The following is a 23,265-nucleotide window of genomic DNA, read 5'->3' as shown; positions in this document are numbered from 1 at the left end:
ACACAAACACAGTGCCAACCTATTATTGGCACTGTGTTTTCTCCCCTCGCTTGACTAAAGCTTTGAATGCCGCTTGTTGATGTGCTTTTTGCACATAACGAGCAGGCAAAGCGTTAACTTCTAATTGATAACCATTTTGCTCAGGTTGTACTTTTGATACTGGCGAAACCCATACAACATTGAGCTCTGGGGCAATTCGCTTAATTACCCGCGCTATGCCTTCACCATTTCTCACATGAAAGTCACCGGCTAAATGTATAACCTGTGTGCCCTTATTTTCACTAATATGGTTAACGATAGACTCAGCCATGGTTTCATCCCAAGTAACTTGCGCGGCGTAAAGTTTTTCGTTTTTACTCGCCGTTCCATGATGCATGGATTGCATAAAGCGTTCTTTATAAAGGCTTGGAGAAATATCTATCTCTTTTGCAATAAAACTACGCTGTTGTGCGTCAAGCTTATTAATATAATTAATACCTTGGCGACCAATACAGGTAACAATATGTTTAGGCGCATTTGCAGCTATCACATCGCTATTTTGTATCTTCGCCAATTCCACTAACGCACGATAATCGCTCTTATAATTAGGCCAAGCCTTAGTGTTATCAATTAAGTATTGTTCGCCAATTTTACTCTCAAGGTAAAGGTTTAGTGTTTGCTGATCAGCGCGGCTAAATTGCTCAAGCGATAGAGCAATAGGCTTATTTTGCGTGCTTAATTGCTGAAACAGCTCAGCCTGAAATAAGTGCACACCGGGGTGTGTATGCCATTCACCGACTAAAACAATATCGGCATTCAAAAGCGTGGATTCTGACAATATTGAATTAACTCGCTGGCCATTTGCATTATAAAGCCCGTAATTATACAAGGATGAACTTTGAGATACTGATACTGTGTTTATACTGCAGCCTGATAATCCACTGAGTAAAACAAGTGCTAAAAATGGGTTTTTCATATCGGTTTTTATAAAAATAAGAATCAAAACAATGAAGTTAGTATACACAACAAACTGCATTAAACCTACAAATACAAATAAAAACAATTATCATTTGATGTTTTGGGATTTCTGTTTTACAGTCTTAAAAAATAAACAGATATGGAACGTACCATGGCATTACCTTTTTTATGTGCTCGACACAAACAACATGTTTTATGTCAACCAGAACAAGCAATTATAGATATTCAAAATGCGCAGCTAAGTGGCGAAGCGCTGTTTAAACGATACCAATTTGCACAAGCATTGCCGTATTTGGGGTGTGCACTTGAAAGTGCGTCCTTATTAGCTCAAATGTATAACTGTGCGAATAAACAGCAAATCATACAAATTACCTCACTTACAGAGCGCCTTTATTCCACACTTCACTTTTTAGACGAACAAAGTGCTGCGCACAATGCACTCATACAATCTATTAATCTGCTAAACGAGATATTGTATAGCGATGATGAATATCATGACTTAGCGCTTTCATGCATTACACAGCTAAAAAAATTAGCACTGCAACATCCTCCACACCTTACTAAGCACTAATTTTTATGGCAATAAGCAACGCGCTAAACAAAATTGGGTTAACTTTTTATATTAATAATGGCTAACATATCTTCTTCGTCTTCATCTAGGCCAACTTCTTCAAACCCAAAACTAGAATAAAAATCCTTAGCTACAGGGTTTTGCGGGTTATAACAAATCTCGATTTGTTCAAGCTTAGAAGTCGTTTTAATCTCTGCAATTGCCATTAATAATGCTTGGCGGCCAATACCTTTATTTTGATGATGTTCATCTACCATAAAACGCCAAATAGAAACTTTTGTAAGGGTTTCTTGTACCCACATAAAAAAGCCTACAGGCTCATTATTTTGGTAAATAGCTTTACAGGTATACCCAACATTATAATGAGACTCAACTAACGACCACATATTACACGCTACGTATTCTTGTTGCGCTTTTGTAACGTCTAAATCGCATACCTCTTCGTAATTAGCAGAGGTGACATCTTCCAATGAAATGTTCATTATTGTCCTTAATTTAAAACATGGAGTTATAAGTAGTTTTGTTTTATCACGTTATCAGCACTAACATATCTAGGCAATGTATTCTTTTTAGGCACAAAACCACAGTAATAAATACTGCGGCTTTGTGTATATGACACGTGTAATTCTTTATTGATAACAAACAATAATACTGTGCTTTTGAAGCTTTTACAGAATTGTTATGCTCTTAAGCTGGTGTTACTATTATCGAAACGGATTTTTAATTATCAATAAATGGAATTAAGGTTATAGCTATTCAATTAGCAAACTACGAAATTAATATATGCTCATTTCACCCTGAAAAAGACTTTGGCTGGTCTGGACCAATGTTTGAAGGAGATAAATCGAGGGTTTTCTCTAAAACCTAGTGGTATTAAACCTACGACCTCAAGGATTTGGCATCGTCTACGGTTTTCTACAAAAAATAGTAAAATTAGTATCTATTGATACAATATCAGATCCATCAAAAGCACCGTGGGAAGATAAGAAAAGAATATATTCTGGTAACCTAGCACCAAAAGGGCGTGTTACCCTCAAAGAAAAACCTCCAACTAATAATAGTATTTATCAGTATCGGTTAGACGGCCAATACGGGGGAGTTAATCACGCAATGCCTGGCTCACCTCAGATGCAAGAAAGATTAGACTTTTCATACGTGCCAACTTTAAATGTTAAGTATAAAATTATTATAGACATTGATACTGTTAGCGGTCACATGGATATAGTTACTTATATCACTGGCGATGCTTTTCCTAATTGTGAAGCATTTATTGTTGGTCCTGGTGGGCGAGCTATCTCTCTTGGTATACATGTTCGCAAAGGTGCGCCACCACTAAGCTTATCTCTCAACGCTGATTACCCAATGATTGTAAGCGCACTCCGCTTGCCTCTCAACAATAATGGTAGTTTTAAAGGGACCGTAGGCGATGAACTATTTAGACAGGCAAATAAATACCCTAAATTAAGCTTTCATAAAATAGCGGATTGGAATTATCGTTTTACTTCTATTCCAGCAAATAGTGGTCATTGTATGCTGCTTGAAAAAGCGAGTTTAGAAAACTGTTTTAATGGCTTACTTAAGTAAAAAGGCGACTCGATGAAACTCATCTTTAAAGCACACTTTTTTAAAATATTGTTTTTTGGTTCAATGATATCGTTATTATCAGCCTGTACAGAGGTAAAAAAAAGTGAACCCGTAATTTACCTTATACCTGAAAATTATGTTGGCTCTCTATACATAATATTTAATGCACCAAACGGGCATCCACCGAAATACGAAGATGGCTCTCGGGTATATGAAATACCACCATCCGGTATACTCGTTACACAAATGGATGCCAACGAGGGCTGGATTGAAAACAGTCAAATACAATACTTTGAAGTGAGTAATACGAATGAAAGAACGCCCATAAGTGAAGACTCTTCATTAAAAGATAAAGATACTACAGACGATGGAGAAACAAGAACTGTGTATGTGGGTGGCCTAGGTGAATCGGGTCCAATATATGGCTGTACTGTGATTAATCAAAATTTTACGGTTGGTACAAACGCAGAACAGACAGACAGGAAAAATTTATTCAGTATATACGATGCTATTAAGCGCAAAAATATAGATGAAAAACTTTTCAAAGGTATGTGTAAGAATAGTAAAGATGTTACATCACCCCAATAATAAAATGTAGTTACTTTTTCAAAATGCCAATATCCGACGTATTACTTAGCTAATTACTAAAGCTATTCAAATAAAAAAGCCGCAGTAATAAATACTGCGGCTTTTGTTTTTAGCTAAATGCTTTTAATAAGCACCAGCGCTATATATAAGCTCGTAGCTGTGGCTGTAAATCTCAAGGATGTTACCAAACGGGTCTTCCATGTAGATCATGCGGTACGGCTTTTCACCAGGGTAATAGTAGCGTGGCTCTGGCATACGTTTTTTACCACCTGCAGCAACAATACGATCCGCTAAGCCTTCTACATCTGGGTCTTGTACACAGAAATGGAAGATACCGGTTTTCCAGTATTCAAAGTTGTCTTTAGGGTTTTCTTGGTCTTTAAATTCAAAAATTTCTACACCAATTCGGTCGCCTGTTGAAAGATGCGCTATTTTGAATTTTTCCCAATTTGGACCAAATACATCGGTACACATTTCGCCAATTGGGCTGTTGTCTTCAGTGATCACGGTAGGCTCCATTATGGTGTACCAGCCCATCACCTTAGTGTAAAACTCTACGGCTTTTTCAACATCGGGAACTGAAATACCAATGTGCGAAAAACTACGTGGATATGTATGACTCATAATAAATACTCCTACTTAACTATGTTTAGTTGATGGAGTGAGTTTACGAACTGACCAACATTAAGTAAAATTATCATTAATCATCATTTTGAGTATATTTTGTAATGATAAACCCGACATGGTTAAACACGTTTTGTACTTTAGTTGAGGTAAATCACTTTACCCAAACCGCCGAGCGCCTTTATATGACCCAGTCAGGCGTAAGCCAACATATAAAAAAGTTAGAGCAGCATGTAGATTGCGCCTTGCTTGAGCGCCACGGTAAACAATTTACGCTTACCGTACATGGGCAAAACTTGTATCAGCAAGGCAGCTTATTATTAAAAGAATGGCAGTTTTTAGAGCAGCAATTAAAAGATGATTCACCTTACAGCGGTTTAGTAAAAATACAGTCGCCAGGCAGTTGCGGGCTAAAGTTTTACAATCAACTATTAGCACTGCAAGTAGAGCACAAGAAGCTAATTATAGATTACCGCTTTGCTCCAAATACCAATGTTGAACAAGCGGTGGCCAATCACAGTGCCGATATTGGCTTTTTAACTCAAGCGCCTACCCTTAGTGAAGTTACCAGCCACAAAATTGGTAAAGAATCCCTATTATTAGTAACGCCCGCACATATAGAAAACCCAACGTGGGAGGTTTTATGTGAGCTTGGCTTTATTGGCCACCCCGATGCAAAACATCATGCGCAGCTTTTACTTAGCGAAAACTACAGTGAATTTGAACATGTTGATCAAATTAAGCAAACGGGGTTTTCTAACCAAATAAGTTTAATACTGGAGCCGGTAAGTTTAGGGCTGGGTTTTACGGTTTTACCCGCACACGCAGTAAGTGCTTTTAATAAACCTGCGCTTATTAAAACGCATCATTTAACCAAACCAATTAGCGAAAATATTTATGTGTGCCATCACCGAAATAGGCCGTTAGCAAAGCGTATGCATAGCGTTATTGACGCAATAAAAGCAGGCTAGGGCACCCAAATCAGCGCCCGTAAAGCCCCTTTACAGCTTAAGCTGTACGTTTGGTTTTTTGCGTAATGTCTGTGAGGCTCTGTTTGCTTTTTAAATAAACCCTGTGCACAGCAAAAGTCAGTAAAGTCATCAGTACCATCATACAAAGTGTCGGCCAAAGGCTGAGAGTATGATAACCAAGCGCCCCCATAAACCAGCAAATAAGTACCCATTGAATAACATAGAGCGCGGTTACATGTTTACTGGCATATAAAAGGGCACGTGTAATAGGGCCATTATATTTATCAGCAAAAATAAACTGTATAGCCGCTAGTGCACATAAATTTAAGCCAATTAAATAGCTAATACCGCCGCCATTTAAATGGAAAAAGTTGCCAAACTGCCCTTTAAAATCAATGGCTAACCATATGCCGCCAATAACAAGTAAAGCAGCACCGAGTTGTGCACATACTTTATATAAGTAATCGGCATTTTGTTGGTTACTAAGATATAAACGACCAAGTACGTATCCCATTAATATCGCACTTATCCAAGGAAATACCGGAAAATACACCTGATAGTTATTAGCAAAAAACAAATCGCTAATATAAGGTGAAAGCGTAAATTGTTGCCCCCTCACAAACTGGCTCATAACTGCAATTGCAATGGCTAAAACCGCAATCCATATTGTTTTCCAACGGGCAATATTAAGCACACCAAACAGCAATAAGCTAACTCCAGCCAGTTGTAAAATATCACCTGTTAACACCATAAATTGTAACTGCCCAGCACTGAGCGGACTTTGCCAGCCATAAGCATTTATAAATGCCTCAGGCATGGTATTAAATACTTCAATAGGCAGCCAAAACTTGGCCGCATTCATTAAATAAGCAAGCAGTAAAAGCTGTATGCCACGCTTAATTAATAGCAAAGGTGTTTGCCTGCGCGAAAGCGCCATAGATAGCCCCATTGCCACTAAAAACGAGGCGGTGCCTTTGCCAAGTATATGCACAACCGTACCAAATATACTTTCACTTTGAAGCGTCGTGGAGGCATACATCCATAAGGTATGCACAATAATCATAATAAAAACGCTCGCACCACGCGCAAGATCAATCGTTTTAAGACGTTGGTTCATTGGTTTTAATATCCTTTTTAGGGCAGGTTTGGCATTTGCTATAACCGGCTAAATAATAGCGGCAACAGGTTAAACGCTGGGGTTTTTCAGTAAATGGCGCATCAAGATTAAAGTGTTCACAAATAAGGGTGTGCAGCTGACGATGGCAATTGTTGATATGTAAAGTAGTAGCAAGGTCTAAGCTATGAGCTCGCTCAATGGCGCTACTTAATGAATCGAGTAATAACCGAGCTTGTTCTTTTTTACCAAGTGCATAGTCGGTATTTACCCATTCACCAACTTGGCTTATAAAATGAGTAAACGCTTTGGTTTGCTCAGTTTTACTTACTAACACGCCATTATTCAGGTTAAACCCACGACAATAAGCGCCATTTACCGCTAACGGCATGTTAATGGGAGCAGCCGTACTTTGCTTGCAAGCAAACCAATAGCAATAAGCGTAAATAGCTTGCCAGCAAAGCTGTAAATACAAATGCCGACTAATAAATTGCTTAGGCGCAGTAGGGTACTGCGCCTTACAACGAACTGTTAAAGCGCGCACTAATAATAAGCTCGGTTTAAAAGTTCGTTGCACGGGTTGTTGGCAATATAAAAACTGCGCAAGGGTAATCGGTTTAGCCATACAGCTTTGCCGATACGGGGTTGTTTAAGTTACCAGCAAACTGCAAACTACCTGCCGGATCCGTTAAATCAACCATTTGCTCATTATTACCCAGCTGTAAGCGGTTTAAACAAGAGTGAGCAAACTCATCACTAAAAAAGTCATACTCTTTAAATCGCTCATTTAAAGCAGGAGTAGCATGTTGATATGCTTTAACACTTTGCGTAACACACTGCCAAAAGTCATGCTCTGTAATACGCTCTTCTCGCACTAAAATTGCCACTAAGTATCTAAAGAAACAGTCAAATACATCGGTAAATATACTTAATAGCTCAAGTTCTTTAGGCATAGAAACATGAATACGTTCAACGCCTGCTGGCAATACTTCAGTGCTATTAAGTAAGGCAACCTCTTCACCTATGTCTTTCATATATGCGCCCACTGGCACCTCATTTTTAAGCTTTAAAATGAGGTTTTCGCCGTGAGGCATAAACACTAATTTATGCGCGTAAAAGCAATGTACTAGCGGAATTAAATAAGCATTAAAGTAGGCACGTAACCACTGCTGCGTGCTCAAACCACTTTGCGTTATCCATTCGCCCACTAAACTTTGGCCATTATTATCTAAGTGTAATAACGCTGCCATGGTGGTCAGTTGTTCATCACTATTTAAATTATGATTTGGGTTTTCTCGCCATAAACAGGCAAACATTTTACGATAGGGTGTATCTCCAAGCGCGCTTTGCTCAAACGTATGATGGGCATAGCCTAAAGTGGCGTATTCTCTAAGCGCTTTAAAATTAGCGCCTGCGAGTTGTTGATCTTGGCTAACCTTTTCAAATACCCAATCGTTAATGGCAGGTGTCACCGCCATGTAAGCACGCGATAGGCCACGCATAAATCCCATATTTAAAATCGACAACGCCACTTTTAAATACGGTTTATGTGGGTGCGAGCAATTATATAAGGTACGAATTGATTGTTGCGCTTGATATAAATCGTCACCTTCACCTAAATACACTAATCGCTGATTTGCCAACTCATTTGCAAATACTACACTCAATTTGTGTTGGTACTGCCAAGGGTGAGCAGGAATGAGTAAGTAATCATCGGGGTTTAGGTTTTGAGCTTTTAGCGCTTTGTTAAAAGCGTCTCGGGTGGTTAAATCTAGCTCATCACTTATATGGCTTGGGTAATCGGCAAAGTATTCACTATGGGCAAAGTCGCATACCGCTTTATGCGCTGCTAACCACAGTACTTTAAACGGTTTGCCTACTTCTGGCGCATAACGTAAAAAGTCAGCTTTACTAAAACCAATGCGGCCATTATTAGCAACAAAGGCAGGATGCCCTTCACTCATTGCGGCTTCTATCTTTTGCAGCCCTAAATTAGCTAACTGCGCCGCTGTTAAGGTGTTATTTTCGCGTTTGAAGCACGCACTGGCTAAAGTAGCATTTAGCTCTTCAAGGTAGGTGGCAAGGCGCTTACCCGTTAAACCTAGCGCAGGCCCCTGCATACTAAAAAAGTGCAACACATCTAGCGGCTGAAGCTCTTCGTTAAGGTTGTAAAAGCATAGGCTTGGCTCGTCTATATCAATATGGTTTAGTGCCATAGCACGGCCATTAAAAATAAAGTAACCGCCTTCAACATTCACTTTAAAGCCTTGCTTTGTTGTCTCTGCGGCCAATAAACGCTCGTGCACAAGCTCGGTGAGTGCTTTAGCTTGTAAATGCCGATTTGCCCATTGCCAATGTGGCTGTATCACGTAATCAGTTTGTAAAGGTGCTAACGAATCAGTAAATAGTTGGCTGTGCCTATCAAAGGCTGCTTTATTACAAAAGCCTAAATAAGCGGATTTTTCGCCCAGTTGAATTTGCTGGGTGTGAACAAATCCCAAACGCTTATTTAACGTATGAATTTTACTATTAGCAATGTCGGGCTCAACCACAACACGGGCTGCACTGTTTTGAGCAAAAATACTTTGCAGCACGCACTGCATCATTTCAAAACTAAAATGGCGCTTAGGTGCCGTGTTAGGCGCTAATAAAATATGCATACCCACATCATTAGGTTCAACCTCGTACGCCGCTTTCATTAAGCTTTCGTGCTCAGGGCTATAAAGCTCAACTAAAGCCAATAGGTTATTATTTTGCTCGATCACGTACGCCTGATGATGAGGCGTATCAATAATAGCTTGATACGCTTTAGTTATTTGTTGCTCGGTTTGCTGCTGCATACCCCAAAAGTGCGCATACGGTTGCTTAAGCCAATCGCAAACTGTTGGCATATCTGTTTGTTGTAATAACCGCATCGTCACTTTGCCGGTATGCTGTAGGGTGGTTACAAAAGATGAAAAATACATAAAAACTCCAATAAATCTTAAAAACTAAGACGCTGAACGCGCAGTTCGAGCAACAGCCTTAACCCGCCAAAGCAAAATAAAGGCAAGGCTTGCAAAGCCAATGGCAGCAAAGTAAAACACAACCGTTGTTGAAAGATGCTCTACGCTCATACCCACTAGTAACGACGCTAAAATAACCCCGATATTTTGAGCAATGTGCACTTTGGCAAAGTCGCTGCCGTAATGTGCAGGCTCACTTTTAGCAAATAGCATTACCTCTAGCAGTACCATCACTTGAAATAACGCAAAACCATATAAAACACGTGATAAAATCACTAACCCCACCGACGCCTGCGCTTGTAAATAAAGCCCAAGCGCTCCCAAAATAAGTGCGCATAACAAAGTGCTAGTGCGGCTTAATGTTGGCAGTGGTAAATGTTGTCTGTAATGGTTAAAAACCAGCATAACAAGCGCGGCAAAGGCAGGAATGGCGTATACAACAGCGCTTTGCAAGGTGCTGCTTTGTGCGTTTAATGCTTGCCAATGAGTAGTAAAGAAAGGGCGAATTAAAAACGCGCTAAAATAAACCACCACACTTAAAAAGCAAAATTGCCAAATAAAATAGGGAATACGTTCTCGCGGTTTTTCAGTCGCTATTGCTTGCTGATAAATACCTGTTTTTAATGAATACATTAAGTAGGCGCATAATAAAACCTGGATTAGGTCACCGGCACTACTGAGTAATAACGCGTAGCGTGGCTCTGCTAAACTAAAGAAGTAACCACCAATTAAAGCGCCACCAATCGCACCAAAATGCATCAATACAGAAAACAAACCAATAATAGATAAATGCTTAGTTTGTTGCTCTAATCGCAGTGCAAATGGGTATATAAGTAGGTAGCTTGCCTTTAGCACCAACATAAGTTGGTAGTAAATCCAAAATTCCCACACATTGGTCGCAAAGTAGCAAAGCAGGCCAAAACCAGCGGCTACTACTTGGGTTACTAACCACAAAGCCAATTCATTGTATTTTTTAGCGACCTTAGCCCATAGCGGTAAAGCCAGCATTACAGTAATACAACAGTTAGCCACAAAGAGGCCGATTAACGTGGCGTTACTAATAGCAAATTCACTAGCAAAAAATTGCGGATAAAACGGTAGCAACAAGGTATCGCATACCACCGAAATAACCGTCAGCAAAATTAGCGCTAAACGAAGACTCATGCGGCGCTACTCTGCTGTTGTGCTGATAGGGTGACATCACTTAAATCAAAGTTTTGAAAAGCAATTTTTTGCTCAACCTGATAAGGCGAATAACCTAAAATTTCACGTAAAATAATACTATTACGGTAGCAAGCCATACCTAAGTCTGGGGTTACAAAGCCATGGGTATGCTGCTCGGCATTTTGTACAAAAATACGTTTTTGTTCGCTATCTACCGCATATTCTCGGCTTACTAAATATCGACCTTGCTCATCTTGGGGTAATTGCTGGGCAATATTATTTAAAAAAGCAGGGCGCTGATATTTAAAGCCCGTGGCGCAAATTAAAAAGTCGGTTTCTATTGAAAAGGGCTGCTCAAGCTCCTGATGATAAAACTCAGTCAGTAAACGCTCACCTACTTTTTGAGTGCCTGTTAGCCTGCTGTTAGTTTTAAATGTAGTAGAAATTGGCCCATCAAGGCTTTGCGCGTAGAGGGTGTCGAAAATGTCGTTAATTAAATCGCCATTAATGCCCTTAAATAGATTTTTTTGGTTTTGATTGAGCCAATCTCGCTGCTCAGTTTTTAAATTATAAAAGTAATCAACATACTCAGGAGAGGTCATTTCAAGGGTGAGCTTAGTATACTCAAGCGGGAAATAGCGCGGTGAGCGTGCTATCCAATCTAACTGCAAACCTTGCGGTACTACTTGCTGCAATAAAGTGTGGTAAATTTCTGCTGCACTTTGCCCAGCCCCTACCACGGTAACTCGTTTAGCCGCTTTTAATTCATCAAGCCGGTGACAAAAATCGCTACTGTGCATTACGTTATTTGAGTTACTTTGCACAGCGCAATCAGGAATATACGGTGCAGGCCCTGTGCCCAAAACAATATGGCGAGTCACATAATGTTGCATGCCATTAGGGGTGTTACAGCTAACGGTATAACACTCACTTTGCGGGCAAAACTCAACGTGAGTGACTGTTTGTTCAAAGTTAACATTTGAAAGCTGCGAGCAAACCCATTGGCAATATAAGTTGTATTCACGGCGCAATAAAAAAAAGCTTTCGCGAATATAAAACGGGTATAACCGATTATTCAATTTGGCATAATTTAAAAAGCTATATTGGCTGGTTGGATCTGCCATGGTTACTAAATCCGACATAAACGGAGTTTGTAATGTAACGCCTTCTAGCATCATTCCAGGGTGCCAATCAAACTCACTGCGCTGCTCCAAAAACAGGCTTTTTACATCTTCGAGCGGTTCACTTAAACACGCTAAAGATAAGTTAAATGGGCCAAGGCCAATAGCTATAAAATCGTAAGGTTGATTATCCATTATGCAATTTCCCTATAAGTTTGCCATGCAATGTGGCTAATTTGCTCAATAACAGCGCGTACATCAGATAATTGGCACTGCGCATTAAGCAATGTAAATTTAAGATAATGACGACCATTTATTTTTGTACGGGCAATCATGGCTTCACCAGTTTTTAAAAACGTTTGTCGTACATGCAGGTTTAAAGAGTCGAGTAAATCAAGGTCATGTTTTAAATCATCAGGGGCAAATCTAAATACCAAGGCACTAAGCTCGGGGTAGTTAACTACTTCAAAGTCGGGATGGTCGTTAAGTACAATATGCGTTTGGCGCGCAAGGCCAATAACTTTATCGAACGCGCGACCCAGCGGTGCTTCTCCAGTAGTGCGCAGTGTTAGCCATAACTTTAAGGCATCAAAACGGCGAGTGGTTTGCAGGCTTTTATCAACCAAATTAGGCGTGCCATTTCCCGCCTCTGCTAATGGGTTTAAATAATCGGCATACAAAGTAATGTGGCTAAAATGACGTTTGTCGCTTAATAAAAAGGCACTACAACTAACCGGTTGCATAAATGATTTGTGATAATCAATCGTTATTGAATCAACCAACTCAATGCCATTAAGCGCATTGCGGTGGTGCTCGCTTACCAACAAACCGCCACCATAAGCGCCATCTACGTGGCACCATAGCTGCTCTTCTTTAGCCAGCATGGCAATATTATGGATTGGATCGATAGAGCCAAAATCGGTTGTGCCTGCGGTAATAACCACTGCAATGGGTAAATCGCCTTGCGCTTTGCTTGTTGCTATGGCGGTTTTAAGTGCCTGCATATCCATTTGCATTTTGCTGTTTGTAGCCACTGGCACCACGGCGTTGTAACCTAAGCCCAGTAACGCTGCTGCTTTTTGAATACTAAAGTGCGCCACCTCTGAGCAGTAAATTTTAAAGCGCGAGGCAATAGCTGGTAAGCCTTGAAGTTTTACCTGATGTTCTGGCGCATAGCGGCTAACAGCCACTTCACGAGCAACTAACATTGCCATTAAGTTTGATTGTGTGCCGCCACTAGTAAATACTCCATCGGCAGTGCTTGGCAATGCTGCTTTTTGGCATGTCCAATCAATCAGCTTTTGCTCAATTAACGTCGCGCCTGCGCTTTGATCCCACGTATCTACCGAGGTATTAATAGCAGCAATAATATGTTCGGCCACAACAGCAGGGTAGGTTACAGGGCAGTTTAAATGGGCCATATAACGCGGATGATGAAAATACACAGCATGATCTAAATACACGCCTTTTAGCTCCTCAAGCACCGCCGGGAAGTCAGCCAAAGGCTGTGATAAATCAACATCGTTTACTACTTTTGCTAGCGTATTTACCGACACACCTGAAAATGGCTTTTGGGCTTTAGCCATCGCTTGCTGAACTGCTGACAACCCTTGCAAAGACGCTATTTGATAATTAATGAACTGCTCTAAATTGAATTGTGGGGGCAGGCCGCTTTGTTCAAATACAGCCTGTTTTTCAATGGTATTAATATTTAACACTTGAGATTGAGACACATCAACATTCCTTGAGTACACTTTTTAGGTGCAAGGATCTTAATGATAATGATTTCTATTTACAATAATGAAAAAAGATTAGATAGCAACTTTTTTTAAATTACAGCTAATAAGCTTGTCGTATATTTTTAACTAAAATCGATAAACTTCACTATTAAACGACAAGCATTACATGCAAAAAATAAACTTAAAAAAGAGAAAGTTAAGTAAATTATTTTAGCAGTAGCAAAGCCATGTTTAGCCATTACCACCTATTCAAATACGAGCAATAAATAAGCAACTGAGCTTAATAATCATTATTTATGAAATATTTAATACAATATTTAAAGTATTGGCGGTTTTTCTGTTACGTTGGTGTTTGTATTAACGCTAAAGGACGTCATGATGGAAGTAAAGCAATTAGCAAGTCAGACCTTAATCGGCTTAAAAGTAAGAACCTGCAACGCCAATGAAATGAATGCTGGCACTGCAAATATAGCTGAACTTTGGCAAAAATTTGGTGAAAAGTTTGCCAACAGCCTTACAGAAAACACCAAAGTGTATGGTGTGTATACTAATTACGAAAGCGATCTCACAGGCGATTTTGACGTAATTGCCTGCTGCGATAATTTATCAATTAAACTCCCTGAAGCTAAAAAAGTAACCACCCAAGCGGGGCGTTATTTGGTATTTAAAGGTGAAGGTGAAATGCCCGATGCAGTAATCGATTTATGGGGCGAAATTTGGCAATACTTCAACTCAGACGATTGCCGTTATTCCCGCACCTACACTAGCGACTTTGAGTACTATAAAAGCAGTAACGAGATAGAAATTGCTATTGCAATTGAAGACTAAAAAACGGCTAGGTTTGTAAGCGCAAACCTAGCCCTCCAATCCCTATAATTTAATACCTGCCAACTAAATCATTCGTTATTACTTGCCAGCTTGGTTTTTAAATCATGTAAATCGCACGCCGTTGTTGTAGGCGTTATTTCCCAAGGATCAAAAATAGCCTCACTTGAGCGCTGTATCCACGCAGCACGCATACCATGCGATAACGCCCCAATAACATCAAACGGGTTACTCGATATCAACCACGTATTAGCACCGGTTGAATGTGCCTGACGTAAAAAATGACTATAAACACCTGGGTTGGGTTTAAAGGTTTTAATGTCATCGGCGCTCACCACGCCTTCAAAAAGCTCACTTATGCCTGCGGCTTCGAGCAAGGTATTTACCGCACTGGCCGCACCATTAGAAAACGCAAATAACCGATAGTTTTGTGCTTTTAAGCTCTCAAGCCCTGCTTTAACGTCATCGAATGCGGGTAGGGTTTTATATCGGGCTAACAACTGTGCTTTTTGCTCATCGCTTAAAGTTACCTTGTGCAGTAAACACGCATAATCAAGCGCCTGCTCAGTACACACCGAAAACGGCACGTAGTTCTGCATTAAGCCACGCCTAAACGAATATTCGAGTTGTTTTTCACGCCAAGTAGTTGAAAATGCGCGCGCGTTATCACCAACCATATTTTCAAGTAACGACACCACGCCATGAGTGTTTATAAGCGTACCGTATACATCAAACGCCAGTGTAGTTGCCATTAATGACTCCTGTTTAAATCGTTACTAAAACGCAAATTTATTGCTTTGTATTAATTGCCTTATCAGTTAATAAAGTACAGTAACAGCACCCGCGTTTTAAGTCTTGCTGTAAACCCCCGTTACGGTTTGGTTAAAAATACCGCATGGTAAGATGGTATTTGATCAAGTAATTAATAAACAGTCCTTTGAAATCCGAGACACACGCTTTGTTTTAGAATGGGTAGAAGGACTGTTGAGTTTATAAGTGCTAGTTATAAATCAAATTAAGTAATAGCTAAAAGTAGAATTTATTAACTTATTTTTCCGGGATAGACTTGTTAATAGTCAGGTGTGAGCGATAACTGAGCATTGAAATTGAGATTGGATAAATATAATAGTTAATCGATTGGTCAAACTGCTCTTTGCGCGTATATTCATGAAAATGAGCGCTGCGCGCATATTAGCTCATTTAACTTTACTTAAGAGCTTCAGAAAGCTTAATGATAGCAATACGTTAGGTAATTTGTTAAAACTATATAAAGTAAACAAATGAGTATTAAGTCGGCAGAAATATGCGCGATGAGCGCACTATTAAATTGTTAGCTCCAGTAAGGATATAAATTTAATGAACGCAATAGAGTTGTTTAGCCATTTATCAAATATATTAACCGTAATTGCATTTTTATTTGCAGCCTATCAATTCTTCCTTTGGAGGAAGCAGCAGAGATATAGCCTAGAATTGGATTCCATACTAAATATGGAAGATCTATTTGAGATCTATATTGGCTCCTTAATGAGGGCTCATGGATATTTTGATAAGGCCCAGAAATTAGCTGTTGAGGCACATGGAAAATCGAAAGAAGAACGTCATGAGCTAAATAAGTATCTGAAAAATGAATTTAAATTATTAATTGAGCAAAATAATCAAGAAATTAACGATAATGCAAATAAGTATGGCCTAGCATGTTTTAGAGTGAAAAGGTTAGATTACGACATTGATAAAATTGAAGAATTAGATTCCATGTGGATTAGAGATAGATTCCAATCGTTTCTTATTGATAAAACATCTTTAGAAGATGTGGCACAGGAAATATCAAGAATTAAGACCGTGGCTCGTGATGAATTTAATAAACTTAGAAAAGTGAAGTGAGCTAACAAGGCCATCAAGATTGACGTCTTTTCCGTTGTTCGTTTTGTGGTTTATCGCTACGCTACCACAAACCAACCAACTCCAAAGCCGCAACTTATGGCGGCGTTAGTTTTAAAAGAGAGTATCGTATTAATTTATGGACATTTTTACAAAAAAATATTGGCAAACATTTCTTGCAAAAAAAATCGTAACAAGGTCGTTTAGGTTTACTTTTTTTCAAATATTCTCGGTAACAGTCTTATTTGGAGTAGTTGGCTACCTAATTTTACTTCAAAACAATGACATCAATGATGCCAATTTATTAAAGTTGTATTTCAACACTGGAAAATTTGGAACTTGGTTTCTACTAGGCTATGCCGGCTTTCAGGCATTTGGCTATGAAATTGAAAAGGAGAGGCTCGCTGAATTTGAAGATAAAACCTATCGAGCACACGCACAAGTAGAGTTCAATACTTATACAACTATCGAAAGAAGTAATAATGACAATCAAGCTTTAAAGCACTTAGAAAGCGTAGACAATCAAAAAATAAGAATTAAGGGAGATAAAATTACTTCTTTTAAATTATTCGCTATTGGGGTCGCGTCTTTCTTTGTTATCAGTGTACTTGAGTTGTTTTTTTACTAATTTAAAACTAACAAGAATTTAAAGCGGGACTGTGCTTCGGAGCACTGGCACCTTTAATTGACGAATGACGAAAGGGATTTAAATGTTAGAAAGAATACATAGAATAAAAGGTATAGGGCTTTTTCATGATGCTGATGCAAGAGTTCATGGACTAAAGAAAGCCAGCTTTATCTATGCAGATAATGGACGAGGTAAATCAACACTAGCTTCATTATTTCGTTCTTGTTCGACGAATAAACCTGAACTCCTCGTAAACCGCCGAACTATTGATGGTAATAACGAACCAGAAGCAATTCTTCAATTTTCTAATGGGCGGCGTTCTACCTTTCAAAATGGTAGTTGGGATGTTGATCGCCCAGATCTTTTAGTATTTGATGCCGATTTCGTTGAGCAAAATGTATATGCAGGTGGACAAGTTACAGCCGACCAACGAAAAAACTTATTACAATTTGCACTTGGCGAAAATGCTGTTGTGGCGCAACAAGAATATGACCTCGCAGATTATAATGCGAGAACAGCAGCCAATTCTATACGAGAAACAAGTAATCAATTAGAAGTACTGCATAGAGGTTTGACGCAAACTCAATTTCAAAGAATCGCCGAAGTTGTAGATGCAGATGATCAAATATCCGCTCTTAACGGCAAAATCGTTGAAGCCCAGAATATAGGGTTTATTCAAGCTAAGGCATTGCCTCAGCAGTTAGCATTGCCGACACTTAATGTGGATGATATTTTTAATATTTTGGGTACATCCCTCGAAAATATTGATCTAGCAGCAGAGCAGCAAGTTAAAGAACACTTAAATTCTCACAACAAAAATCGTTTAGAGAAATGGATAAGTGATGGGCATGCATACGGTGAAGAAAGTAATTGCTTGTATTGCAACCAACCTCTCGATGGTGTCGAATTAATACAAGCATATCGCAGTTATTTTAATCAAGATTATAATCAGCTTAAGTCGAATGTTTCTCGGTTGACAGGCCTCATTAACGCGAGCTGCTCGAATGAGATCATTGCAAGATTAAAGTCACGGTTTGAAACTGCCAGTGCAGTCATTGATGGTTGGCAGGAGCATATTGAGGTAATACCTCCAACATTCGATGAAAATTCAGCAAAAGATGCTCTTTCTAATATTGAAACTCTGTTAAACGCTTTGAGAGAGAGCAAAGAAGTTAACTTGCTCGACGCTGTTGGCTCTGAAGAAAATAAAAACGAAGTTGCTAGAAACTGGCAGGAGGTTATAGAGGTTGTTGTTGCATGTAACAATTCAATTTCAAATGCTACAGCTGTTATAACAAACTACAAAAGCAGTTTGGCAGCTCTAAGTATTGAGAATTTGCAAAACCAAATTCGTGATTTAGAGTGGGCTAAAATACGTTACAGGCAAGATGTTGTAGATTTATTTTCACAGCTCGCTTTGAAAAAAATTCAGGACGAAACTGCAAAATCTGAAAAACAAACAAAAAAAGATGCTTTGAATCAAATCATGCTGGCAACACTAGAAAGCTATAAAGATCGTATTAATGAGCTTTTGCGCGGTTTTGGTGCTCAATTTTTGATTCCGAATATTGATTTTAATTATCGGGGTGGATTGAGAAGTGATTATGTATTGCAAATGCGCGGTGCAAACATTGCTTTAAGTGGTGGTGTACCAGATTTTAAAACTTCTCTGAGTGAGGGTGATAAACGCACATTAGCTTTTGCTTTCTTCATAGCCTCTGCTGAATCTGATCCTGATTTAGCCAACAAGGTTATTGTAATAGATGACCCAATGTGTAGCTTAGACCTTAATAGAAAGCAGCAAACACGTACTGTTTTGAAGAGGTTGCATGACAGCTGTAAGCAAATAATTGTTCTTGCACATGATGTTCATTTTCTTCGTAATCTTCGTGATGATGTGTTGCGAACAGGAAACCCTAACGAAATTAAATGTTTAAAGTTAAAATCTGTCATTAATCGCTATAGTGACTTTGATGCAATAAATCTTGATCAAGAATGTGAAAGTGCATATTTCAAATGCCACCGCATGCTTGATGAATATTTAGTTGGGAATGCTCAAAGCAATATGGAAATAGCTAGATCAATTCGGCCTATGCTTGAAGGGTATCTACATAGACGTTTTCCCAACTTGATAAATGGAGGCCTTTTGTTTGGGCAAGTTATTGACTTGATAAGTAATGCGCAACCACCAAGTCCTTTAGTTAATGCTCAAAACATTACTAACGAACTAAATGAGATAAATCGTTACGCAGGACAGTTTCATCACGATACTAATCCAGCGGTAGACCAAGTTCAAATTACAGATGGTGAGCTTTTAAACTTTGTAGAAAGGTCGCTAGCTGTTATTTATGCTGGATAATCATATTAGTAATCAGCACATAATGCCGCCATAAAGTCGGATTCGTAACTGTTGGCTCGGTCCCGCTTCGCTACACATTTTAGCCAACTGTTACTAACCACTTATGGCGGCGTTATGAGATAAGGAATATATGCATCAGATTAAGCACTCAGCAAGTCCATATCTTTATAAGATTGTATTAGATAGTAAATATAAATTATCAGACGCGGACATAAATAAATTTAAGAAGACGGTGAATCAAGGTGTCGCTGTTTATGGTTTCACTCCAAATATTATAATAATTTCTAATTCGCATTATGCTTACTGGAGCTCCATTTCGTTGTTTGCAAAAGCTATGGACACACGTAAGTTAGCTATTTGTAGTAATGATAATTTAGATGGTGTTATTAAAAAAATCTCTACTGAATTTGCATCTATTAATGTAAAGCAGTTTGGTAAGTACAATATTATAGACTGCAATAAATGGGTTATCTCCCAAGTTTAGTTTATAGCAAATAGCCATGGTGCCAACTTCTGCTATTGACACTCCCCACTCAGTCATTAATATCAAGCGACTCGGTTAAATTTATTTAATTACACTAGGTTTGTTGCACTCAACCCAACCAATATTCAACAAACTTAAAACCTTTAACCTAACACCTTTTGCCTTTAACCTTGCATTTTAGCTGTAAACCCCCCCTTACATTTTGATTAAAAAAGCCACACTTCAACATGTGTTAAGGCGTGGCTTTTTTTCAGCAGCTATAACTAAAAATTAAGCGACATTCGCTGCTAATAACTCGTTACGTACTAGCTCTGCGCCTTTGCTAAGAGCATTGAGTTTGCCGTTTGCGATGTCACGCGGCAGAGGGGCCATGCCGCAGTTGGTGCAGGGGTAGAGCTTGTCGGCATCAACGTATTTAAGCGCTTCGCGTAGAGTTTTGGCCACCTCTTCGGGTGTTTCTATAGTGTTGGTGGCTACATCAATTGCGCCCACCATTATTTTTTTGCCGCGTACGAGTTCGAGTAGCTCAATGGGTACATGTGAGTTTTGGCACTCAAGCGAAATAATATCTATATTCGATTTTTGCAACTTAGGGAATACTTCTTCGTATTGTCGCCACTCGGTGCCGAGGGTTTTCTTCCAATCGGTGTTGGCTTTAATGCCGTAGCCGTAGCAAATATGCACGGCGGTTTCGCATTTTAGCCCTTCTATGGCTCGCTCTAGACAGGCTATGCCCCAGTCGTTTACTTCATCAAAAAACACGTTAAAAGCGGGTTCATCAAATTGGATTATATCAACCCCTGCGGCTTCTAGCTCTTTGGCTTCTTGGTTGAGTATTTTAGCAAATTCCCATGCCAGTTTTTCACGGCTTTTATAGTGATCGTCATACAGGGTGTCGATCATGGTCATTGGCCCAGGCAATGCCCATTTAATTGATTGGCTGGTTTGTTGGCGTAAAAACTTGGCGTCTTCAACAAATACCGATTTAGTGCGAGACACAGGGCCAACCACAGTGGGTACGCTGGCGTCGTAACGGTCGCGAATTTTAACTGTTTTACGGTTTTCAAAATCAACGCCATTTAAGTGCTCAATAAAGGTGGTTACAAAGTGTTGGCGGGTTTGTTCGCCGTCGCTGACTATATCTACGCCTGCGGTTTGTTGCTCGTGCAGGGAAATGCGCAGGGCGTCGTGTTTGCCATCTACCAGCTCACTGCCTTGTAATTTCCATGGCGACCATAAGGTTTCGGGCTCAGCAAGCCATGACGGTTTTGGCAAGCTGCCTGCTGATGATGTAGGTAATAGTTTTTTCATAATAAATGCTGCCTTTAATTTTGTTGTGTGATTAAGCGATACTTGCCGAGAACTGCTGCAACACCGATTGATAAGGCTTAATAAAGTGCTGCTCGGTAAATTTGCCTTGCTCAACCGCTAATTGACCTCGCTCTGCGCGGTCATACACAATTTGCGTTAACGAATGGTCGTCATTTTTTAAATTCGGTTTATAACGGCTACCAGCGGCGGCGTTGGCGTTATAAATTTCTGGACGATAAATTTTTTGAAACGTTTCCATGGTGCTAATGGTGCTAATTAGTTCAAGGTTGCTGTAGTCGTTAAGTAGGTCACCAAAAAAGTAAAACGCTAATGGTGCAACGCTGTTTGGTGGCATAAAGTAGCGCACTTGTAAGCCCATTTTTTTAAAGTATTGCTCAGTTAACGACGACTCATTAGGCTGATACTCTACGCCTAAAATGGGGTGTAAGTTTTCGGTTTGCTGATAGGTTTTGTTATCAGACACGCTTAAGCAAATAACCGGTGGCTTTTTAAAATGCTGTTTATAGGTATTTGAGTTTACAAAGCATTTAAACAACTTGCCGTGTAAGTCACCAAAGTTATCGGGAATGCTAAATTGCGGTTTGCTTTTGTTATGCTCAAGTAGTAACACGCTAAAGTCGTAGTCGCGCACATACGATGAAAAGTTATTACCCACCATGCCTTCAATTCGCTCGTTAGTTTGGCGGTCAATAATATTGGTTTTTAATACCTCAATTGACGGAAATGCCTGGCCACTGCTAGTAATATCTAAATCAACCGAAATGATCTTGAGCTCAACCTCGTAACGATCCCCTTGTGGGTTATCCCAATTGGCCAGTGCATTAAAACGATTGTTGATCATTTTTAGGGTATTACGCAGGTTTTGTTGGCGGCTTTCACCCCTAGCTAAATTAGCGAAATTGGTCGTAATTCGTGTGTTATTTGACGGATGGTAGTTTTCATCCAAGTTAGTGCTTTTAATAGTAAATGTAAGATCAGTGCTCATAGCCGTATCCTTTCAATCTGAGTTGTTGCTGCTTTTATTGATGGCGCATTACTCGCTGTTAAAACCGACATAACGGGTTAGCTGTAATGGTGCTCTGCAGAGTTAATAAATTTATACGCGCTATGTAGCATGAAGAAAAACGGTATTATTTCAGGTAAAACATGAGCCAGATTCATTCTGTAGCAAAGTTAAATGGGTAAATTCAGCTAATTACCTATGACCCTCTCACAAAAACCACTTTAGAAGTCTAGATTTCTAGATGTTTTTACGTTTGTTGTGATTTATTCATACAAAACGTGAGTATTATTCAATGCTCATAAGTACTTAAAATGCAATTTGCATAAACGGTTGTTGATATACTCGAATAAACTTAGGTGAGCTTAAGCGCTTTATTAAGCAGCTCGCCGTCGCAGAACTTTCCACAACATAAGAAGAGACAAAAGGAATGAGTGATTTAATAGTGTTAATTATATACTGCGCCATATTAGGTAGCGGTGTTGGTTTTTTAGCAGGCCTTTTAGGGATAGGGGGCGGGCTGGTGATTGTGCCCATACTCAGCATGATATTACTGCACTTTAATGCTTTGCCACCTGAACAAGTAGTGGTGGTTGCCATTGCGACCTCACTGGCCTCTATTTTATTTACCTCGACCTCGTCGGCTATTGCGCATAATAAAAATGGCAATGTACCGTGGGATATTGCACCTTGGGTTATGGCAGGCGTTGCCTTTGGTGCGCTTATTAGTGGCTTTATAGCTGCGCTGTTACCCGAGCATGTAGTGCGTTTGGTATTTGCTGTAAGCGTGGTGCTAATTGCATTAAAAATGATTTTTTCTGGTAAGAATGATTCAGCAAAAGCGCGCCCGTTACCAAACAAAGGGTTGCTGAGTGTTTATACGACCATAACCGGTGGCTTGTCTGCCATGATAGGTATTGGCGGCGGGGCAGTATTAGTGCCGTTACTGACGTTTTTTTCTGTTGATATGAAAAAAGCCATTGGCTGCGCCTCGGCCTCAGGCATTGTGATAGCCCTGTTTGGTTCAATGGGTTATATCAGTTCAGGCAGCCAGTTATTTAGCCTAAAAGAAGGATTTGCAGGCTTTGTATATTTGCCCGCTTTATTGGGTATTGTATGCACCTCATGGTTTACCGCACCACTCGGCGCTAAAGCCACCCATTATTTGCCAGTTTCAACCATAAAGAAAATATTTGCCGGCTTATTAATTGTAATGGCAATCAATATGTTTACTCGATAAGAGCATTTATATGAGCCTTAAAAAGACGCGGCATAAAGCCGCTGCTACCGTATTAGCTACTAGTAGCAGCGGGTTCACCCC

At 39.6% G+C, this 23,265-nt stretch carries 22 protein-coding genes; 10 read left to right on the top strand and 12 right to left on the bottom strand.

Annotated elements, in window-relative coordinates:
- Positions 1–22 precede the first annotated feature (22 nt).
- Entirely contained in the window at positions 23–955 is a 933-nt protein-coding gene (locus ACNSN2_RS15705) for a ChaN family lipoprotein (protein WP_418609171.1), read from the bottom strand.
- Positions 956–1,108: 153 nt separating this feature from the next.
- On the opposite strand from ACNSN2_RS15705, the gene ACNSN2_RS15700 reads away from it, so the two are divergent.
- Positions 1,109–1,528 (top strand): hypothetical protein, encoded by a 420-nt coding sequence (locus ACNSN2_RS15700; protein ID WP_010388755.1) that lies wholly within the window; start codon positions 1,109–1,111, stop codon positions 1,526–1,528.
- Between the two features lie 38 nt (positions 1,529–1,566).
- Here ACNSN2_RS15700 and ACNSN2_RS15695 read toward each other — a convergent pair whose 3' ends face one another.
- Positions 1,567–2,010: a GNAT family N-acetyltransferase gene (locus ACNSN2_RS15695; RefSeq protein ID WP_090495266.1), complete on the bottom strand. Its 444-nt coding sequence runs from the start codon at positions 2,008–2,010 to the stop codon at positions 1,567–1,569.
- A gap of 385 nt (positions 2,011–2,395) precedes the next feature.
- Here ACNSN2_RS15695 and ACNSN2_RS15690 point away from each other — a divergent pair, with 385 nt between their 5' ends.
- Positions 2,396–3,112 (top strand): hypothetical protein, encoded by a 717-nt coding sequence (locus tag ACNSN2_RS15690; RefSeq protein WP_248526961.1) that lies wholly within the window; start codon positions 2,396–2,398, stop codon positions 3,110–3,112.
- Positions 3,113–3,124: 12 nt separating this feature from the next.
- Positions 3,125–3,700 (top strand): DUF6843 domain-containing protein, encoded by a 576-nt coding sequence (locus ACNSN2_RS15685; RefSeq protein ID WP_418609174.1) that lies wholly within the window; start codon positions 3,125–3,127, stop codon positions 3,698–3,700.
- Positions 3,701–3,823: 123 nt separating this feature from the next.
- Here the strand turns inward: ACNSN2_RS15685 and ACNSN2_RS15680 are convergent, their stop codons facing one another.
- Positions 3,824–4,324 (bottom strand): lactoylglutathione lyase family protein, encoded by a 501-nt coding sequence (locus ACNSN2_RS15680; RefSeq protein ID WP_008130525.1) that lies wholly within the window; start codon positions 4,322–4,324, stop codon positions 3,824–3,826.
- Positions 4,325–4,428: 104 nt separating this feature from the next.
- Between ACNSN2_RS15680 and ACNSN2_RS15675 the strand changes: the two genes are divergently transcribed.
- Positions 4,429–5,295: a LysR family transcriptional regulator gene (locus ACNSN2_RS15675; RefSeq protein ID WP_418609176.1), complete on the top strand. Its 867-nt coding sequence runs from the start codon at positions 4,429–4,431 to the stop codon at positions 5,293–5,295.
- Between the two features lie 37 nt (positions 5,296–5,332).
- Here ACNSN2_RS15675 and ACNSN2_RS15670 read toward each other — a convergent pair whose 3' ends face one another.
- The 6 genes from ACNSN2_RS15670 to ACNSN2_RS15645 are packed head-to-tail and all read right to left on the bottom strand — an operon-like array spanning position 5,333 to position 13,432.
- A complete protein-coding gene (locus ACNSN2_RS15670; protein WP_418609178.1) occupies positions 5,333–6,412 on the bottom strand; it encodes a heparan-alpha-glucosaminide N-acetyltransferase domain-containing protein in 1,080 nt (359 codons plus the stop codon).
- Positions 6,396–7,034: a hypothetical protein gene (locus ACNSN2_RS15665; protein ID WP_138595369.1), complete on the bottom strand. Its 639-nt coding sequence runs from the start codon at positions 7,032–7,034 to the stop codon at positions 6,396–6,398. The genes ACNSN2_RS15670 and ACNSN2_RS15665 overlap by 17 nt, the downstream gene beginning before the upstream one ends.
- A complete protein-coding gene (locus tag ACNSN2_RS15660; RefSeq protein WP_418609180.1) occupies positions 7,027–9,375 on the bottom strand; it encodes a GNAT family N-acetyltransferase in 2,349 nt (782 codons plus the stop codon). Before ACNSN2_RS15660 ends, ACNSN2_RS15665 begins: the two co-directional genes overlap by 8 nt.
- 24 nt (positions 9,376–9,399) lie before the next feature.
- Positions 9,400–10,578: an MFS transporter gene (locus tag ACNSN2_RS15655; RefSeq protein WP_418609182.1), complete on the bottom strand. Its 1,179-nt coding sequence runs from the start codon at positions 10,576–10,578 to the stop codon at positions 9,400–9,402.
- Entirely contained in the window at positions 10,575–11,894 is a 1,320-nt protein-coding gene (locus ACNSN2_RS15650; protein WP_418609184.1) for a lysine N(6)-hydroxylase/L-ornithine N(5)-oxygenase family protein, read from the bottom strand. Before ACNSN2_RS15650 ends, ACNSN2_RS15655 begins: the two co-directional genes overlap by 4 nt.
- Positions 11,894–13,432, bottom strand: a complete 1,539-nt coding sequence (locus ACNSN2_RS15645; protein ID WP_418609186.1) for a pyridoxal phosphate-dependent decarboxylase family protein — start codon at positions 13,430–13,432, stop codon at positions 11,894–11,896. The genes ACNSN2_RS15650 and ACNSN2_RS15645 overlap by 1 nt, the downstream gene beginning before the upstream one ends.
- Before the next feature lie 384 nt (positions 13,433–13,816).
- On the opposite strand from ACNSN2_RS15645, the gene ACNSN2_RS15640 reads away from it, so the two are divergent.
- Positions 13,817–14,266 carry a GyrI-like domain-containing protein gene (locus ACNSN2_RS15640; RefSeq protein ID WP_418609833.1) on the top strand — a complete coding sequence of 150 codons (450 nt, stop codon included), beginning with the start codon at positions 13,817–13,819 and terminating at the stop codon, positions 14,264–14,266.
- 68 nt (positions 14,267–14,334) lie between these two features.
- On the opposite strand, the gene ACNSN2_RS15635 is transcribed toward ACNSN2_RS15640, so the two are convergent.
- Positions 14,335–15,015, bottom strand: coding sequence for a haloacid dehalogenase type II (locus ACNSN2_RS15635; protein WP_418609188.1), 681 nt, complete (start codon positions 15,013–15,015; stop codon positions 14,335–14,337).
- A gap of 604 nt (positions 15,016–15,619) precedes the next feature.
- Here ACNSN2_RS15635 and ACNSN2_RS15630 point away from each other — a divergent pair.
- From ACNSN2_RS15630 to ACNSN2_RS15615, 4 genes are all read left to right on the top strand, one after another.
- On the top strand, positions 15,620–16,144 hold the full coding sequence (locus tag ACNSN2_RS15630) for a hypothetical protein (protein WP_138622249.1): 525 nt from the start codon (positions 15,620–15,622) through the stop codon (positions 16,142–16,144).
- A gap of 136 nt (positions 16,145–16,280) precedes the next feature.
- Entirely contained in the window at positions 16,281–16,769 is a 489-nt protein-coding gene (locus ACNSN2_RS15625) for a hypothetical protein (protein ID WP_138622251.1), read from the top strand.
- Between the two features lie 82 nt (positions 16,770–16,851).
- The gene (locus ACNSN2_RS15620; protein WP_418609191.1) at positions 16,852–19,128 is read left to right on the top strand and encodes an AAA family ATPase; all 2,277 of its coding nucleotides are present in this window, start codon (positions 16,852–16,854) and stop codon (positions 19,126–19,128) included.
- 130 nt (positions 19,129–19,258) lie between these two features.
- Complete coding sequence (locus ACNSN2_RS15615; RefSeq protein ID WP_418609193.1) at positions 19,259–19,612, top strand: hypothetical protein; 354 nt, start codon at positions 19,259–19,261, stop codon at positions 19,610–19,612.
- Positions 19,613–19,882: 270 nt separating this feature from the next.
- On the opposite strand, the gene ACNSN2_RS15610 is transcribed toward ACNSN2_RS15615, so the two are convergent.
- Entirely contained in the window at positions 19,883–20,923 is a 1,041-nt protein-coding gene (locus tag ACNSN2_RS15610; protein WP_248526973.1) for a methionine synthase, read from the bottom strand.
- 31 nt (positions 20,924–20,954) lie between these two features.
- Positions 20,955–21,929: a DUF1852 domain-containing protein gene (locus ACNSN2_RS15605; RefSeq protein WP_248526974.1), complete on the bottom strand. Its 975-nt coding sequence runs from the start codon at positions 21,927–21,929 to the stop codon at positions 20,955–20,957.
- A 445-nt stretch (positions 21,930–22,374) separates the two neighbouring features.
- Here ACNSN2_RS15605 and ACNSN2_RS15600 point away from each other — a divergent pair, with 445 nt between their 5' ends.
- Entirely contained in the window at positions 22,375–23,184 is an 810-nt protein-coding gene (locus tag ACNSN2_RS15600; RefSeq protein WP_248526975.1) for a sulfite exporter TauE/SafE family protein, read from the top strand.
- Positions 23,185–23,265: the final 81 nt, after the last annotated feature.

Source organism: Pseudoalteromonas sp. US3C1013 (genome assembly GCF_048401115.1).
Classification (GTDB): Bacteria; Pseudomonadota; Gammaproteobacteria; order Enterobacterales; family Alteromonadaceae; genus Pseudoalteromonas; species Pseudoalteromonas undina.
Note: the sequence above shows the minus strand (reverse complement) of the source record. Positions and strands in the feature narration are given on the sequence as shown.